17 protein-coding genes are annotated in these 16,306 nt (G+C 68.5%); 8 read left to right on the forward strand and 9 right to left on the reverse strand.

Annotated features, from left to right (window positions below):
• The first annotated feature begins 110 nt into the window (after positions 1-110).
• From BSG17_RS05280 to BSG17_RS05295, 4 genes are all read left to right on the forward strand, one after another.
• Positions 111-1,145, forward strand: coding sequence for a thiamine pyrophosphate-dependent dehydrogenase E1 component subunit alpha (locus BSG17_RS05280; RefSeq protein ID WP_089821731.1), 1,035 nt, complete (start codon positions 111-113; stop codon positions 1,143-1,145).
• Positions 1,142-2,152 carry an alpha-ketoacid dehydrogenase subunit beta gene (locus BSG17_RS05285; RefSeq protein WP_089821734.1) on the forward strand — a complete coding sequence of 337 codons (1,011 nt, stop codon included), beginning with the start codon at positions 1,142-1,144 and terminating at the stop codon, positions 2,150-2,152. Before BSG17_RS05280 ends, BSG17_RS05285 begins: the two co-directional genes overlap by 4 nt.
• Positions 2,149-3,183: an NAD(+)/NADH kinase gene (locus tag BSG17_RS05290; protein ID WP_089821735.1), complete on the forward strand. Its 1,035-nt coding sequence runs from the start codon at positions 2,149-2,151 to the stop codon at positions 3,181-3,183. Before BSG17_RS05285 ends, BSG17_RS05290 begins: the two co-directional genes overlap by 4 nt.
• A gap of 101 nt (positions 3,184-3,284) precedes the next feature.
• Complete coding sequence (locus BSG17_RS05295) at positions 3,285-3,548, forward strand: hypothetical protein (RefSeq protein WP_089821737.1); 264 nt, start codon at positions 3,285-3,287, stop codon at positions 3,546-3,548.
• 48 nt (positions 3,549-3,596) lie between these two features.
• Here BSG17_RS05295 and BSG17_RS05300 read toward each other — a convergent pair whose 3' ends face one another.
• Entirely contained in the window at positions 3,597-5,396 is a 1,800-nt protein-coding gene (locus BSG17_RS05300; RefSeq protein ID WP_089821740.1) for a 2-oxo acid dehydrogenase subunit E2, read from the reverse strand.
• Between the two features lie 91 nt (positions 5,397-5,487).
• Here BSG17_RS05300 and BSG17_RS05305 point away from each other — a divergent pair, with 91 nt between their 5' ends.
• Positions 5,488-6,414 (forward strand): sulfide-dependent adenosine diphosphate thiazole synthase, encoded by a 927-nt coding sequence (locus BSG17_RS05305; RefSeq protein WP_089821742.1) that lies wholly within the window; start codon positions 5,488-5,490, stop codon positions 6,412-6,414.
• Between the two features lie 49 nt (positions 6,415-6,463).
• Here the strand turns inward: BSG17_RS05305 and BSG17_RS05310 are convergent, their stop codons facing one another.
• The 5 genes from BSG17_RS05310 to dcd form a co-directional block, all read right to left on the reverse strand.
• Positions 6,464-7,405: a Gfo/Idh/MocA family protein gene (locus BSG17_RS05310; protein WP_089821744.1), complete on the reverse strand. Its 942-nt coding sequence runs from the start codon at positions 7,403-7,405 to the stop codon at positions 6,464-6,466.
• 86 nt (positions 7,406-7,491) lie between these two features.
• Positions 7,492-8,409, reverse strand: coding sequence for an SDR family oxidoreductase (locus BSG17_RS05315; protein ID WP_089821746.1), 918 nt, complete (start codon positions 8,407-8,409; stop codon positions 7,492-7,494).
• A gap of 53 nt (positions 8,410-8,462) precedes the next feature.
• Positions 8,463-9,143, reverse strand: coding sequence for a class I SAM-dependent methyltransferase (locus BSG17_RS05320; RefSeq protein WP_089821748.1), 681 nt, complete (start codon positions 9,141-9,143; stop codon positions 8,463-8,465).
• A 6-nt stretch (positions 9,144-9,149) separates the two neighbouring features.
• Positions 9,150-10,052 (reverse strand): thiamine-phosphate synthase family protein, encoded by a 903-nt coding sequence (locus BSG17_RS05325; protein WP_089821750.1) that lies wholly within the window; start codon positions 10,050-10,052, stop codon positions 9,150-9,152.
• Positions 10,049-10,630 carry a dCTP deaminase gene (dcd, locus tag BSG17_RS05330; RefSeq protein ID WP_089821752.1) on the reverse strand — a complete coding sequence of 194 codons (582 nt, stop codon included), beginning with the start codon at positions 10,628-10,630 and terminating at the stop codon, positions 10,049-10,051. Before dcd ends, BSG17_RS05325 begins: the two co-directional genes overlap by 4 nt.
• A 377-nt stretch (positions 10,631-11,007) precedes the next feature.
• Here dcd and pth2 point away from each other — a divergent pair, with 377 nt between their 5' ends.
• Positions 11,008-11,346 (forward strand): peptidyl-tRNA hydrolase Pth2, encoded by a 339-nt coding sequence (pth2, locus tag BSG17_RS05335; RefSeq protein WP_089821754.1) that lies wholly within the window; start codon positions 11,008-11,010, stop codon positions 11,344-11,346.
• 6 nt (positions 11,347-11,352) lie between these two features.
• Here the strand turns inward: pth2 and BSG17_RS05340 are convergent, their stop codons facing one another.
• Positions 11,353-11,739 carry a DUF8048 family protein gene (locus BSG17_RS05340; protein WP_089821756.1) on the reverse strand — a complete coding sequence of 129 codons (387 nt, stop codon included), beginning with the start codon at positions 11,737-11,739 and terminating at the stop codon, positions 11,353-11,355.
• 144 nt (positions 11,740-11,883) lie between these two features.
• On the opposite strand from BSG17_RS05340, the gene truD reads away from it, so the two are divergent.
• Complete coding sequence (gene truD, locus BSG17_RS05345; protein ID WP_089821758.1) at positions 11,884-13,224, forward strand: tRNA pseudouridine(13) synthase TruD; 1,341 nt, start codon at positions 11,884-11,886, stop codon at positions 13,222-13,224.
• Between the two features lie 14 nt (positions 13,225-13,238).
• Here the strand turns inward: truD and BSG17_RS05350 are convergent, their stop codons facing one another.
• Positions 13,239-14,636, reverse strand: a complete 1,398-nt coding sequence (locus tag BSG17_RS05350; protein WP_211609058.1) for a hypothetical protein — start codon at positions 14,634-14,636, stop codon at positions 13,239-13,241.
• Between the two features lie 115 nt (positions 14,637-14,751).
• On the opposite strand from BSG17_RS05350, the gene BSG17_RS05355 reads away from it, so the two are divergent.
• Positions 14,752-15,507 (forward strand): DUF2103 domain-containing protein, encoded by a 756-nt coding sequence (locus tag BSG17_RS05355; protein ID WP_089821760.1) that lies wholly within the window; start codon positions 14,752-14,754, stop codon positions 15,505-15,507.
• A gap of 3 nt (positions 15,508-15,510) precedes the next feature.
• Here BSG17_RS05355 and BSG17_RS05360 read toward each other — a convergent pair whose 3' ends face one another.
• Positions 15,511-16,191 (reverse strand): helix-turn-helix domain-containing protein, encoded by a 681-nt coding sequence (locus tag BSG17_RS05360; RefSeq protein WP_170864714.1) that lies wholly within the window; start codon positions 16,189-16,191, stop codon positions 15,511-15,513.
• Positions 16,192-16,306 lie beyond the last annotated feature (115 nt).

Below are 16,306 nucleotides of genomic sequence, written 5' to 3' on the forward strand. Positions count from 1 at the left end.
GGGGTCGTGCGTCGGTTGCTGCATCCGACGCCCGCTCCGGGCGTACTGTGTCATCTTCGTGAGGTTTCCCGAAAAAATGATGATGGAGACTGGTGATAGACACACGAGTCATGGTAGCAATAGACATAGAGTCACCAGAGGGACAGCGCGAGGCGCTCCGCCGGATGTTGACGATCCGAGCGTTCGACACGAAGGCGGGCGAGTTGTTCGGCGACGGCGAACTGCCGGGGTTCGTCCACCTCTACATCGGCGAGGAGGCCGTCGCGGTCGGCGCGTGTGCGGCGCTGGAGGAGGATGACTACATCACGAGTACCCACCGGGGGCACGGCCACTGTATCGCGAAGGGGCTCGACCCCGACGAGATGATGGCGGAGCTGTACGGGAAGCGAGACGGCTACTGCAACGGCAAAGGCGGGTCCATGCACATCGCGGACGTCGACGCCGGGATGCTCGGCGCCAACGGCATCGTCGGTGCGGGACCGCCGCTAGCGACAGGTGCGGCGCTCACCTCCCACCTGAAGGGAGACGACGGCGTCTCGCTGGCGTTCTTCGGCGACGGTGCGGTGGCACAGGGGCAGATCCACGAAGCGATCAACCTCGCGGCGACGTGGGACCTGCCGGCGGTGTTCCTCGTCGAGAACAACCAGTTCGGTGAGGGGACGCCGGTCGAGAAGCAGCACAACGTCCAGAATCTCAGCGAGACCGCAGAGGCGTACAACATCCCCGGGTTCACCGTCGACGGGATGGACGTGACGGCCGTCTTCGAGGCGGTTCGCGAGGCCCGGAAACGCGCCCGCGACGGCGAGGGGCCGACGTTCATCGAGGCTAACACGTACCGGTACCGCGGCCACTTCGAGGGCGACCAACAGCCCTACCGGACGGAGGAGGACGTCGCCGTCTGGCAGGACCGCGACGCGATCGAGTCGTTCAAACAGCAGCTGATCGAGGCGGGCACCATCACCGAAGACGAGTTCGACGAGATGGAGTCGGAGATCGGCGACCAGATCGAGCAGGCGGCCGCCGACGCCAAGGAGGCATCCTACCCCGACCCGAGCGAAGCGTACGAAGACATGTTCAGCGCGACAGTCCCGGAGATCAACCAGTTCGCGACGCAGATGCGGACCGACGGAGGTGACCGACCATGAGCACACAGAGTAGATCAGGTTCCGGCCCAGCACAGACAGAGGAGATGACGGTACGCGAGGCGATCCGTCTCGCACTCCGCGAGGAGCTCGAACGCGACGAGGACGTCTTCGTCATGGGCGAAGACGTCGGCGAGTTCGGCGGCGTCTTCGAGGTCACCGGCGGCCTCGTCGAGGAGTTCGGCGAGAAGCGCATCCGTGACACCCCCATCAGCGAGGCGGGGTTCACCGGCGCGGCCGTCGGTGCGGCGGCGACGGGCACCCGGCCGGTCGTCGAGATCATGTTCTCGGACTTCATGGGCGTCTGTTCGGAGCAGATCATCAACCAGATGGCGAAGAACCGCTACATGTTCGGCGGTAAGACCGAGATGCCCGTCACCGTCCGGACGACGGAGGGCGGCGGGATGGGCGCGGCCAGTCAGCACTCGGGGACGCTCCACACCTGGTTCGCCCACTTCCCCGGCGTGATGGCCGTCGCCCCCGGCACGCCCCGAGCGGCCAAGGGACTCCTGAAGTCCGCCATCCGCTCGAACGATCCGGTGTTCGTCTTCGAGAACAAGATGATCTACGAGCAGACGGGCGAAGTACCGCTCGACGAGGACTACACCATCCCGCTCGGCCAGGCGAAGGTCGAACGCGAGGGCTCCGACGTCACCGTCGTCGCGACCCAGCGGATGGTCGGCGAGTCGCTCGAGTTGGCCGAGGACCTCGAAGGCGACGTCAGCGCCGAGGTCATCGACCTCCGGTCGCTCTACCCGCTCGACACGGACACGCTCGTCGAGAGCGTGAAGAAGACCGGACGGCTGGTGATCGCCGACGAGAGTCCGCTCTCGTACGGTACGCACGCCGAGGTAGCGACGCGCGTGATGGAGAACGCGTTCTTCAGCCTCGATGCGCCGATCCAACGGGTCGGCGTCGCCGACGTCCACATCCCGTTCAGCCCGGAGCTGGAGAACGAAGTGCTGCCGCACGGGAGTGACGTCGAGGCGGCCATCCGGCGGATCGTGTGACGAGGAACAGACAGACGACGGTCGGGCTCGTCGTCAACCCGGCCGCCGGCCGCGACATCCGCCGGCTGACGGGCGGGGCGAGCGTCAGCGACAACTACGCCAAGCGCCGGACGGCCGAGTGTGTCCTCGAAGGACTCACCGTCGTCGACGACGTCCACGTGTCAGTCATGCCCGACACCACCGGACTGGCGAGCGCGCTCGTCGACGACGCGCCCGCCGACCTCGACGTCGAACTCCTCGACATGACGGTGACGGCGTCCGGCCGCGACACCCAGCAGGCGGCCGAACGCTTTGCCGACGAGGCCGACGTCGCGGTCGTCCTCGGCGGCGACGGTACCAACCGCGATATCGCCCACGGCATCGGCGACGTCCCCGTCGTCAGCGTCTCGACCGGGACGAACAACGTCGTTCCCACGCCCGTCGACGGGACGGTCGCGGGCGCTGCCGCGGCGCTCGTCGGATCGGGGATGGTTCCGGCCGACGAGGCGACGTACCGCCACGGGATGGTCGAGGCACAGATCGACCGCGATGGCGCGGACGACGGCGTCGAGTCGATCCGCGGGCTGGCGACGCTCGGCGTCCTCGACCGGCCGTTCGTCGGCACCAGAGCGATCCTCGACCCCGACGACGTGATCGGTGGGGTAGTCTCGCGGGCCTCGTCGACCGAGATCGGTCTCTCGGGTATCCCCGGCGGGTTCCTCACTCACCGCCCGGACGACCCGGGCGGGGTCGGGTTCCGCCTCGCCCCGCCGCGGGAGGCGACCCGGTGCGTCCGCTCGATCACCGTCCCGGGCGTGCTCTCGACGGTCGGCGTCGACGATTACCGCGTCCTCGACGACGAGGAGGCGTACGTCTTCGAGGTCGACCGCGGCGTCGTCAGCGTCGACGGCGAACGCGAGCTGGCGGTGCGAGACGCGACGGTTCGCGCCCGCCCCGTCGCCGATGGCCCGCGGTTCGTTCGCATCGAAGAGGTCGTCGAACGGGGTGCGGAGACGGGGCTGTTCCGCGTCGAGCGCCCGACCCCCGAGTGACTCCGTCCGGAGACCGCCGTTCTCCGACGGTCACGGGACCGTTTCCCGCTTCTAGCGATCCTTCAGCAGAGCTATCTGTGTGAGGGCTGAACGACGTTCCGATGGACTCTCTCCCACCGTTCGTCGATAGCGAGACGAGCTCGTTGGACACCAGTCGCATCTGGCAGGAGGCGGCCCCGCTCGCGGGACTGATCCTGTTGTTCGGCGCACTGGCGCTCGTGCCCTACCTCCTCGTGTTACTGTTCGCCGGCAACTCGCTGGTCGGGGCGCTGTTCACGCTGGTGGCACAGTTCGTCCTCGCCGTCGGGGGCGGCGTCGTCCTGCTGTACGTCGTCGCGCGGGGGATCCAACTGGCCGACGAGTGAGTCGCCGGCTCCACCCGAGCGAATCGTCACCGAGTGGATCGCCCTCCGTCACCCCCTGTCCCACGTCACCTCGACCGGGAGATCCTCGCGCAGCAACTCGGCGACGTGGCAGGTGCGTTCGCCGTTGGTGACGATGCGGTCGACGATGGCGTCGTCGGCGTCGGTGGCGACGCTGACGTGGACCGCGAGCGACTCGACGGAGCCCTCCGGCGGCGTCGCCTCGACGTCGACGGTGATGTCGTCGAAGTCGACGTCCCGCATGTTCGCCTGCACGCCGATGCTGGAGGAGAGACAGGCCGCCAGCGACCCGAGGAAGAAGTCGACCGGCGTCGGCGCGCCGCCGCTGCCGCCGAACTGCTCGGTGACGCCGAACTCGTAGTCGAACGACCCCGCGGAGATGGATCCGTCGAAGTCGGCGTCGACCGACGCCGAGACGTGTCCCTCGGGGAGTTCGACGGGCGTCGCCTCTCGTCGGTCGACGCCTTCGAGTAGCGGCCAGGGGTCCTCGAGGTTGTCGACGAGCGTGTCGAGGAACCGCGCGGCGTCCGCGCCGTCGACGATACGGTGGTCGAACGAGAGGTCGAGCGGGAGCGCGCGTCGGAAGACGACGCTCCCGTCGTCGCCCCTGGTCGGCCGCTCGCTGATGGCGTTGACGCCGAGGATGGCGACCTGCGGCGGGTTGATCACCGGGTCGAACGACTCGACGCCGAGCACGCCGAGGTTGGTGACGGTGAACGTGCCGCCCGAGAGGTCGTCCATCGTGTAGTCGCCAGAGAGCGCCCGCTCGGTCACCTCGGCACGCTTCTCGGCGATGTCGACGACGTGGTCCGGCCCGACGTTCCGGACGACCGGCGCGATGAGTCCCGCTTCGACGTCGACGGCGACACAGAGGTTGTGGTCCTCGTGGAGGCGATGGACGTCGTCCTCGAACGTGGCGTTGAACTCGGGGTGGTCCGTGAGCGCCGCCGAGAGCGCCCGGAGCAGCACGTCGGTGACGGAGACGTCGGCGGAGAACGTCTCGCTCGCGGCGTCGGCCGCCGCGAGCACCGCCTCCGCGTCGGCCGTCCGGTGTTCGGTGACGTGGACGGCCTCGCGGTAACTCTGCCCGAGGCGGTCGGCGATGGTCCGGCGCATCCCCGAGAGGGGACGCTCGGTCGTTCGTCCGGCGGCACCGCTCGCCTCCCCCGACTCGGCCGCCGTCTCGACGTCCTCCTCGGTGACCGACCCCTGCGGCCCGGTCCCCTCGACGCTCGTCAGGTCGACGCCGAGGTCCTCGGCGCGCTTCTTCGCCCGCGGCGAGGCGCGGACGTCGCTCGTCGAGACGGAGTCGCCGACACCCTCGGCGGCCGCGACGACGTCCTGCTCGGTGATCGACCCCTGCGGTCCGGTTCCCTCCACAGTCACGAGGTCGACGTCGAGATCGTCGGCCCGCTGTCTCGCCCGCGGCGACGCCTTCACGTCACCCGACGACCCGCTGTCGCTCCGGCGTGTGACGGACGACGACCGTTCGGACGAAGCCGCCTGCGTACTCGCCTGAGCGGGTTCCTCGGCCTCGGTCTCGACCGCTCCCGACTCGCCGACCTCCGCTTCGAGCGCCGCGATCTCCTCGTCGGCTGCGGCGACGATACCGAGGACGCCACCGGGTTCCGTCGCGTCCCCCTCGTCGAGATACCGCCGTCGAAGCACGCCGTCCTCGCGCGCCTCGATCTCGGCGGCCGTCTTTTCGGACTCGATCTCCGCCAGCGTGTCGCCCTTTTCAACCGACTCCCCCTCGTCGACGACCCACTTCGTGATGGTCCCCGACTTCATCTCCATCCCGAGTTTCGGCATCTTGACGATATATCCCATGACATAACACCACACAGTCGTTCGTGATAAATCGCTACGGTGGAGAAGACGTGACCCAAGGTTTAACTACCCAGTAATATCACTAGGTAGTATGTCGGCATTCACCGGCTTCAGCGACGCAGACGAGGCACAGGTCACACGCGCGATCGCCAACGAGTGGGGCGACGAGTTCCTCGATTTCACGGAGAGCGACGTCATCGTCGTCGGCGGCGGACCGTCGGGACTCGTCGCGGCTAAGGAGCTCGCGGAGCGCGGCGTGAAGACGATGATCGTCGAGAAGAACAACTATCTCGGTGGCGGGTTCTGGCTCGGCGGGTTCCTGATGAACACGGTCACCGTCCGCGACCCGGCACAGGAAGTGCTCGACGAGCTCGGCGTCCCCTACGAGGCGACCGAGGAGGTCGACGGGCTCTACACGGCGAAGGGGCCGCACGCCTGTTCGGCGCTCATCGCCGCCGCCTGTGACGCCGGCGTGAAGGTACAGAACATGACCGAGTTCACCGACGTCGTCGTCCGCGAGAACCACCGCGTCTCGGGCGTCGTGATGAACTGGACGCCGGTCCACGCGCTCCCTCGGGAGCTGACCTGTGTCGACCCCATCGCCGTCGAGTCGGAACTCGTCGTCGACGCGACGGGTCACGACGCGGTCGTCGTCTCCAAGCTACAGGAGCGTGACGTCCTCGACGCACCCGGTATCGAACACGCCCGCGAACACAACACCGGGATGGACCAGACCGAGGACGGCCAGTACGGTGCCCCCGGCCACGACTCGCCGGGCCACGACTCGATGTGGGTCAAAGAGAGCGAGGACAAGGTCGTCGACTACACCGGGAAGGTCCACGACGGACTCGTCGCGACGGGACTGGCGACGGCGACGACCCACGGGCTGCCCCGGATGGGGCCGACGTTCGGCGCGATGTTACTCTCCGGCAAGCGCGCCGCCCAGGTCGCCCTCGACGAACTCGAGGTCGACGCCGACCCCGTCGACCTGACCCGGCCGGTCCCCGCCGACGACTGACCACAGGTCGGCTCTCTTCTCCCTCAGACGTTTTCAGTTCTCGACGGAGCTACGTCCCGTCGAGTGCGTCGTCGGCGTCCATCGTGAGTTCGAACGACCGGAGCGCGTCGGGGTACGGTGAACGCGGCAGCGACAGATCGTCCGCCTCGACGGCATCGACGAAGGCCGCTAGTTCCTTCTCGTAGGGACGCCTGTCACCCTCGACATGGATCATCTCGCCGTCGACGGTCCCACGGAGGGTGTGAGAGACGAGATCGAGTTCGAGACGACAGTTCTCCGCGACGACTTCGAGGCTCACGTCTTTCTCCGGCGAGACGGACGTCGAGGAGACCTGACTCACCGCCCCGTTCTCGTGACGCATCGCGACCACCGACGAGTCGGCGAAGTCGATGTCGTCTGTGACGACGCGCTGGCCGCCGAAGGCGGCGTAGTCGGCCACTTCGCCACCGAAGTCGCGGACGAGGTCGAAGACGTGGACGGACTGTTCGACGAGTTGCCCGCCCGACTCGGCTTTCTGCGTCCACCACGGGAGCGGGGAGACGCCGTCCACCCAGCGTCCCTCGATGTGGGTCACCGGACGACCGGCGAGGAGTTCGTGGGCGCGCTCGACCACGTCGGCGTAGCGGAACTGGTGGCCGACCTGCGTCACGACGTCGTTTGTCTCGACGGCGTCGCGGACCTCGCGTGCAGTCTCACGCGAGAGGGCGAGTGGCTTCTCGACGAACAGCGCGACGCCGTGTTCGGCGATCAGCTGTTCCTGTCCCTCGTGTGCGAACGGCGGGACTGCCACGATAACGGCGTCGGGGTCTGCGCCTGTGAGGAGCGACTCGACGTCCGGATAAGTGGATGCATCCCGCGGTTCGGCGAGTGCGCGGGCGCTCTCCTCTGTTCGGGAACAGACGCCGACGAGTCTCGCGCCGACGGCGTCGAAATGCTCCAGATGCATCTTCGCCATCCCACCAGCACCGACGAGTCCGATATCGACTGTCATACCGGCGGCAGAGACGCCGCACAGTTCAAGATGTGGGTTCGACGAAGTCTGCAGGGGACGTCTCGGACGTCGTACCTCTCCTCCGACTAATCACCGGTCTCGACCGTGGGAGAGTCCTCGAGTCGCCAGTCCGGGGAGACGCCGACGAGACCCGCACTCACGTCCCACAGTCGTCGTCTGGCGACCTCGTCGTACGAGGCGTCCGACGACTCCGTCACCTCGCCGTCGCTGAGGTACGCACCGGTCACGTCGGCGAGGTCCGGGTCCACCGCCGCCCGGATCAGCGTTTCTGCGCCCGCCTTGACGTCTTTCGTGAACGGCAGCGGGAGTCGTTTGAACGCGCCGAACAACAGGCGGGTCCGGAGCGACGCCTCACGCGTGAGTCCGGTACTCGGGACGAAGCCCGGATTGACGGCGGTGGCGACGACGCCGGTCCCCCCGAGACGGTCGGCGAGTTCGTACGTGAAGAGCAGGTTCGCCAGTTTCGAGCGGGCGTACGCCTGCATCCCGTCGTAGTCGCGTTCGCTTTGAAGGTTCGAGAACTCCATCGACGCCCGGGTGTGAATCCCCGAAGAGACGGTGACGACCCGGGCCGGTGCACTGTCGACCAGCAGGTCGGCGAGGTCGTGGGTCAGGAGGTACGGCGCGAGGTGGTTGACGGCGAGCGTCGACTCGACGCCGTCGTCGGTCTCGGTTCGTCGGCTCCGGTGGATTCCCGCGTTGTTCACGAGCACGTCCAGTCGGTCGTGTCGGTCGCGGAAGCGGGCGGCGAGTCGACGGACGCTCGCCTGCGAAGCGAGGTCCGCACGGTAGAACTCGCTCCAGCCGTCGCCGTTTCGCTCGGCCACGTCGGCCGCCACGTCCTCGCCGCGAGCGCGGTCGCGGCCGACGACGGCGAGAGACGCGCCGCGGTCGGCGAGCGTGCGGGCGGTTTCGGCACCGAGGCCACTGGTGCCGCCGGTGAGGAGGACGACCGTTCCGTCGAGACTGTCGGAGGACGTCATGTCCGCGGGCTACTCGCGGCGAGGGGATAAACCCGAGTGCGACTCGGAGAGCGCTACTCGACCGTCCCGGCGGCCAACCGGGCGAACCCCAGCGCGTGCGTCGAGTAGTGGGCGTCCTCGCAGCGGTCGCGGAGCGCGCGCTGGGCCGCGGCGACCCGGTCGTCGAGGAGGCGAGGCGCGTCGGCGACGTTGCGCCGGCGCTTCGAGGGGAGGCCGGCGAACACTAGCCCGGAAAAGAGAGCGTTGAGCGGCCGACCTACCTGCTCCGTGCTCCGGGCGAGGTCGAGCAACCCGAGTCGGCCGCCCTCGCCGACGAGGTCAGCCCAGTCGTCGACCGCGGCGACGGGGTTGGCGAGCATCCCCGAGACGAACGAGGCGAAGACGGCGTCGGCGTCGGCGACGGGCGGACGGGCGGCGTCACCGGCGACGACGTGGACGTTCTCCCAGCCCTCGCGCTCGATGCGGTCGCGGGCCTCCGCGAGCATCCCCCCTGTGAGGTCGACGCCGACGACGGTTCCCTCGTCGCCGACGCGGTCGCGGAGGTAGGGGAAGTTCGCGCCCGTTCCACAGCCCATCTCGACGACCGTGTCGCCGGGGTTCGCCGCGAGGCGGGTGATGGCCCGCTCGCGGAGGCCGCCGAGCCCGGGTGTGTGACTCGCGAGTGTATCGTACAACCCCGCCCAGCGGGTGTAGAACTGTTGTGTCTCGGCGACGCCGGGGGTGCCCTCGGTCATGCCTCCCTAGAGGAGGACCTCACGGACGACGCTTGCGGCCGTCGCCGCGTCGGGAGCCAGCACGTACGTGATCGCTTCGATGCCGTAGCCGCCGGTCTGATACAGCACGAACGTCTCGGCGTGGTCCGCTCCCTCCAGCGCCGCGACGATGGGGTCGGTCGGTGCTTCGGGGTCGAACTCGACGGTCTCGTAGCCGGCGTCGGCGAACCGCTGGACGACGTCGGCGTCGTAGCGGAGGTTGACTGCGGCGCGGACGTCGGTGTCGGCCTCGCGCGCCGCCAACAGGACGCCCGCGACGTGCTCGCTGACGCCGAACTCCGGGTCGCTCGGCACCGTCGCTCGCCCCTTGACGTCGAAGATGCGGCCGGGGACGGCCGCGACGTCTTCGATCCCCTGGGCGTCGGGGAGACACTCCGCGATGTTCGACCCGACGTTCGGGATGAGGTTCGCGAAGCCGCTGGCGCTCGTGAGCGTCCGGACGCCGCGACGGACCGACGAGAGCACCCGCTCGGTCGTCCTGAGACTGCTCTCGGGGTCGTGGATGTTAAAGTCGCCCTCGTAGTCGGCGAGTTCGGGCATCGACTCCTCGTGGAGCGCCGCCAGCAGGTCGCCGTCCTCCAACTGCCGGATGAGCACCTCGGTCTCGACGAGCGCCTGCACGCTCGACACGTCGCCGGCGGCGAGCCCGTCGGCGACGCGCTCGACGAGGTCCAACACCCGTTCGTCGTCGAGCACCTCCTGTCGCTGGGCGACGCTGCCGTGGGCGTACTTCGAAACGGCGCTCTGGCTGATGCCGAGCGCCCCGGCGACCTCGTGCTGGGTGAACCCGCGCTCGCGGAGTTCGCTCGCGAGCATCGACCGGAACGTCGGGAGGAACTCCTCGACGACGACCTCTTCGATGAACTTCATTTGCTGAACTCGGGGTCGTTGCCGATCCGGGACGCCTGCGGTCCCGCCTGGTCCTGGTACTTCGACCCTCGCTCCTCGCCGTACGGGCGGGCGGCAGGCGACGTGAGTTTCGTGAACGTCAACTGCGAGATGCGCATCCCGGGCGTGAGCGCGACGGGTGCGGAGCCGAGGTTCGACAGTTCGAGCGTGATCTGCCCCTGGTACCCCGGATCGCACAGGCCGGCCGTGGCGTGGACCACGACCGCCAGTCGGCCGAGCGACGAGCGTCCCTCGACGTGGGCGACGAGGTCCGGCGGGATCTCGACGCGTTCGGCGGTGGTGCCGAGCACGAAGTCGCCGGGGTGGAGGATGAACTCATCGCCCTCCGCGACGGTCGTCTCGCGGATGTACGTCGACACCTCGTCCTCGCGGTTGGGGTGGATACAGGAGATGTTGGTCCGCTGGAACTCCAGGAACTCCGACCCGAGTCGGAGGTCGATGCTGGCCGGTTGGACCTGCATGTCGATGTCCTCGAGCGGGTCGACGACGAGGTCGCCCTCCTCGAGCCGTTTCAGCAGGTCGGCGTCCGAGAGTATCATATGCTGAGGGTACGCCGGAGGGGGTAAAAACTCCCCGTCAGCGACCTCGACCGTGGAACGGCGTCGGATCGGCGGAGTGTCTCTCCCGAGCGACTGACTGTCGGCCTGAGTACTCAGGGGGGAAGAGTATCTGTAACGAGCGCATATCGTCTCACGGGTGAACGACACCCGCAGGACAGGCCGGGTGTGTCTGTACGTACACACCGCCGACCAGCAGACAGTCGGCGATCGGTCACCGTCTGGCAGTTCCAAACCCGTCACGTCAGTTCCTCAGACGTGACGTTCCCTTTCTCCGACCGCCGTCGACGACCCCCCAGCGGTGGCGCGGGACGGACGGCGATGGCAGGTGATTTACCGTCGGCCGGATGACAACGGGTATGAAACAGGCCATCGTCGCTCGCACGGACATCGGGATGGGTCGCGGAAAGCTCGCCGCGCAGGTCGCCCACGCGTCGCTGTCGGCCTACGAGGACGCCGACGACCGGACGCGCAAGAAGTGGAAGGGAGAGGGACAGAAGAAGGTCGTACTGAAGGCCAGCGGCGAGAAGGCGCTGTTCGAGCTAGCCGACCTCGCCGAACGCGAGGGGCTGCCGAACGCCATCATCCGCGACGCCGGTCACACCCAGTTGGAGCCCGGGACGGTGACCGCTCTCGCGGTCGGCCCCGGACCGGACAACCTCGTCGACAAGGTGACCGGCGACCTCTCGCTGTACTGAGCCCGCTCAGACCATCTCTTCTGCGGTGTCGACGCCGACGACGACGCCGACCGTCCCCTCGTCGAACTGCACGCTCTCGACGGCCGAGTCGAACAGCAGTTTCGCCTGTCGCGTGTGTGCCTCCCGCGCGGCGGTGACGAGCGGCTCCTCGAAGTCGACCGTCTCCGTCGCCGCGGTCCAGTCGTCCGTCGAGACCGCGTACGCCCGGCGGTCCTCGACGGTCACGTACTCACCGTGTTCGAAGTCGGAGTGGTGGCCGCGGAGTTCGGCGTCGATCACCACGAGCGCGTCGGCGACGTCGGCGGTCTCGAGGTCGCGTTCTGCTGCCGCTTCTTCGACGACGCGTTCGTCGATCGGGGCTTCGCGGATCGCTTTGGTGGACACGTCGGACATAATTCTCGTATCGAGGGAGGGGTCTGCGTCGTTTTTAGGGCTGTGGCCGCCCGACCGAACTGCGGGGCGAGAGTGGAGCGTTTATCCGCGTCCTCGCGAAAAGACGACCGATGACGAGAGTTCCCGCGACGGAGGACGTCGACGATGCGTGAGGCCCACCCCATCGAACGACAGGTCGGAATCGCCCGCTACGTGAGCGACGCCGACGGCGTCGGCGGGAGACTCCGCGTCGCCCCCGAAGACTTCCAGGTGCGGGAGCTAGAGCGGTTCGACACCCACCCGGTCGACGCCGACCCCGGCGACTTCGGCCATCTCGTGCTGCGAGTGACCCTTCGCGGGTGGGACACCAACGACTTCGTTCGCCAGCTCACGAACCAGATGGGTATCAGTCGCGAACGTCTCTCGTGGGCCGGGACGAAGGACAAACACGCCGTGACGACTCAGCTGTTCACGGTCGAACGGGCCGATCCCGACGACGTGCCGGCGGTCAACAACGCCGACATCGACGTCGTCGGCCGTGCGGGGCGCGGGCTGCAGTTCGGCGACCTCGCGGGCAACGCGTTCACTATCCGCGTCCGCGACCCCGAGCGTCCGGAGAACGTCGACGCCATCACCGACCAACTCCGCGAGTTCGCCGGTTCCGACGGGCACGTCGGCGTCCCGAACTACTTCGGTCAACAGCGGTTCGGCAGTCGGCGGCCGGTGACGCATACCGTCGGTCTCCACGTCGTCCGCGAGGAGTGGCGCGAGGCCGTCCTCGCCTACGTCGGCAACCCGGGGGAGACCGAACCCGACGACACGCGAGCGGCTCGCCAGTTCGTCGACGAGGAGGCCGCCAGCGACGACCCCGACTGGCAGGAGGCGTTAGAGCGGATCCCGAACCGCCTGCGCTACGAGCGGTCGATGCTCCACCGACTGCACCAGGACGGCGACCAGACTCCGGAAGACTGGCGACACGCGCTCGAGGCCGTCCCGTCGAACCTCCAGCGGCTGTTCGTCAACGCCGCGCAGTCGTACGCCTTCAACCGCATCCTGAGCGAGCGCCTGGAGCGGGGACTCCCCTTCGACAAACCCGTCGAGGGCGACGTCGTCTGTTTCGCCGACCGCGACGCGCCCGACAAACTCGTGATGCCCGACGTCGACCGACTGCAGGAGGCGACGGGTCGCCGCGTCGACGTGATGGCTCGCCACTGCGAGCGCGGCCGTGCGTTCGTCACCGCGCCGCTCGTCGGCACGGAGACGGAGTTAGCAGGTGGACGACAGGGCGACGTCGAACGCGACGTGCTCGACGAGTTGGATCTCGAACCGGCCGACTTCTCGCTGCCGGGGAACTTCGACTCGTCGGGGACGCGCCGGGCGATCCTCCTGCGGACCGGGATGGACGTCGAGCGCGACCCGCTGTCGTTCTCCTTCGCGCTCCCGTCGGGGTCCTACGCGACGGTGGTGATGCGGGAGTATCTGAAGTCGGGGCCGCTGGAGCTCTAACTCTCGGCCGGCGCTCAGTCGACGATCCGCGTCGTCTCCGCCGCCCCGTCGGAGGGGTTCGAGGGATCGGCCGCGAGTGACGCACCGACGGTGAGCAGCGGACTGCCGACGACGGCGACGGCGGTGCCCCCGACGAGCGTCAGCAGGGCGACGAGCAGGCCGTTGCCGAGTGCCGGCGTCGTGACGGGGACGAGCGGCAGTATCGTGACGAGGAATCCCGAGACGGCCGTCGCGAGGGCGAGACGGCGGTCCCCCCGGCCGGCCGCGTAGCCCGCCGGGAGGAGCGCGAAGAGGGCGACGAAGAACCACAGACTCGAGAGTAGCGACCGCGTCACGCCGTTCTGTCGCAGTACGACGGCTGCGGCGACCGTCACGGCTGCCGCGAGGAGCACCGCGACCGCCGCGACGACGACCAGCGTCCGGTAGCTCAGGCGGTCTCGGACGGCGGGCCGCGAGAGCGCGACGCCGACGAGCGTCGTCGTCACGCCCGCTCCGACCGCCGGCGCGGCGGAACCGCCGAACAGCGAGGCCACGCCGGCGAACAACGACCCGAACGTGACGAAGAGGCCGGCGACAGTGAGCACGGCACCCGCGCGCTCGCCGAGGCGGGAGAGCGGTCGGGTCGACCGTGCTCTCGCCCACGAGAGCCCACCCAGGAGCGCCCCGACGAGCAGTCCGAAGGCGGCCGTCGGGAGCGCGAGGAACACGACGGCGTTCGCGGCGGCGACCAGCCAGACGGCGCTCCCGACGGCGACGAGGCTCAAGAGCGGCCCGGCCGGCGAGTCGCCCGGGACGAACGTGACGAACTCCCCCTCCTGATCCTCGGTGAACTCCGTGAGCGTCGTCCGGGTTCCGTCGTCCGAGCGTGTCGACCCGGACACCGTCGCGGCGACGTGCATCCCGTCGGGGGCGACGACGGTGAGTTCGTCCGCGCCGAGCCCGGCGAGGTTGCGGAGGCTGTAGCTCTCGGTGAACGCGTCCGAGCGGAGTGCGCCGCCAGGCGTCCGTTCGGCGAAGTCGTCGTCGCGGTAACGGGCGACGACGCCGTCGTCGGTCGCCGCCGTCGACAGCAGGTCCGTGTTCCACATCGCGCGGTCCGCGACGGCGGTGCGGAGACCGGCGTCCGAGCGGAGTCGATCCGCCCCGGCGTCGTCGGCGAGGCGGTTCCGGACGACCCACGTCGCGCTGCCGTTCTCGTGGACGCGAACCGTGGCGGTGCTGTGCTGGACGGTGACGTCGACGCCGCGTTCGGCGGCGGCCTCGGCGAATGAGTCGCCACAGCCGTCACAGAGGGGTCGTGGAGGCGGGGCGGCGAGAGCGGGTACGACGGCGGCAGAGGCGACGACGCTCGCGAGCAGCGCGAGGAGGACGATGCCGACGACCGTGTGGCGTCGGGGACGTGGAGGGATCATGCCTCCACCTCTCGGTGTCCCGGAAAGTATCTTTCGACGAACATAACGGTCGTGAAACCCGTCGCCCGCCGTGCGGAATAAACGGACTTATCCACGGCGACAGTAAGATTCAGTTATGAACTGTGGGCGGTGTGAGTCTCCGTTAGAGAAGCCCGGGGACTACTGTCTCACCTGCAACACCGCCAACTGCGACGCCGTCGTCGTCGAGTTCCAGCGCGATCGCGCGACGCTGACGATGCTCGACGGGGAGGAGGTGGTCGCCGAGACCGTCGTGACGACGCTCCCCGAACCGGACGAGGAACGTGGCGGCGTCGAACTGCGGAACTTCGCGGGGCGCGTCGCCGACGAGATACAGCGCAAGCGTCCCGAGACGGTGTACGCGGCCGCCAATCGCGGCGACGACGCCGGGACGCAGTACGACGCTCGCGACGCGCTCCGCGAGACGAAAGCCCAGTTACACTACGAGTTCTACCGGGTGACTGGCGACGACGTCGTCGGGAGCGTCCTCGACCGTCGTGGCGAGCGCTCGCTCGAGGTCGTCGAGACGCCACCGCGCGAGAAGATCGGCGGCACGCACAGCACGCTCATCGGCGGTCGGAAGGGGCGGAAAGCGATCGCGCTCGTCGCCGACCACCCGCACGTGAAGAAGATCATCCCCGGTCCCATCGACGCCGGGGGGACGGGGTCGCGGACGGGGTTGCGTGCGAAGGTGACCCGCGCCGACGACAACGGCAACGTCCGTCTGTTGCTCCGCGACGGGTCGAGCGTCCAAGAGAACCGCGTGGTGACGACGGCGATGGACCGCGAGACCGGCGAGTGGGTCCGCGACGACCTGAACGAGGCACTCGCGGAAGCGGAGCTCCAGGAGTAGGCGCTAGCCTTCGACCGTCGCCGCCGTACTGTCGACCGATCCGTCCTCGTCGAGCGACGTCTCGAGCAGCGACTTCAACGCCCGACGGAGTCGTTCCGAGGCCGCCTGTCCGGTGATCCCCAGCGACTCGCCGAGCTCCGCCAGCGACGCGCTCCGGGGGATGTCGAAGTAGCCGAGTTTGATCGCCTGCAGGAGGATGTCGCGCTGTGGTTCGGTGAGTCCGAACCGGTTCTCTTGGTTCATCGCGTCGTACGAGGAGAGTCCACGGAGATCCATCCTGAGGTCGTGCTCGGCACAGTAGTCGCGGAACGAGCAGAGCGCTTCGCGAGAGGGCAGCGCCAGCCGGACCGTCCACTCCTCGTCGCTACGGCGAGCCTCGAGGAGCATCCCGTCGCAGTCGACCCACCCCCGGTACGTCGACGTGTGGACGGCGGCGGGGACGAGGCTGATCCGGTAGCGTCGGCTGTCGGAGTCGGTCGTGAGAGCGGCGAACGCCGAGACGTCGTCGGCCTCGGCCAGCGCCCGTTCGAACGGCCCGAACGCGTCGGCGGTGACGCGACAGTGTAGTAGGACGGATTCGTCGTCCGTCGCGTACATCCGGTCGACAGCGACCACGACGTCCGGAACGGTTTCGAAGACCGTCGCGAGAAGCGGGGTGTCGAGACGGAGATCGGCGGCGATCACGGTTGGTTTGGAATCTCGGTTGGCTCGAATAAAACGCTGCGGGCCACCCATCAGAAAGGCAGTAACTACGGCCGTCGAAACCGTCGAAACCGTGGGAACGACCGGCAGGACCGGG

The organism is Halogranum amylolyticum, assembly GCF_900110465.1.
Classification (GTDB): domain Archaea; phylum Halobacteriota; class Halobacteria; order Halobacteriales; family Haloferacaceae; genus Halogranum; species Halogranum amylolyticum.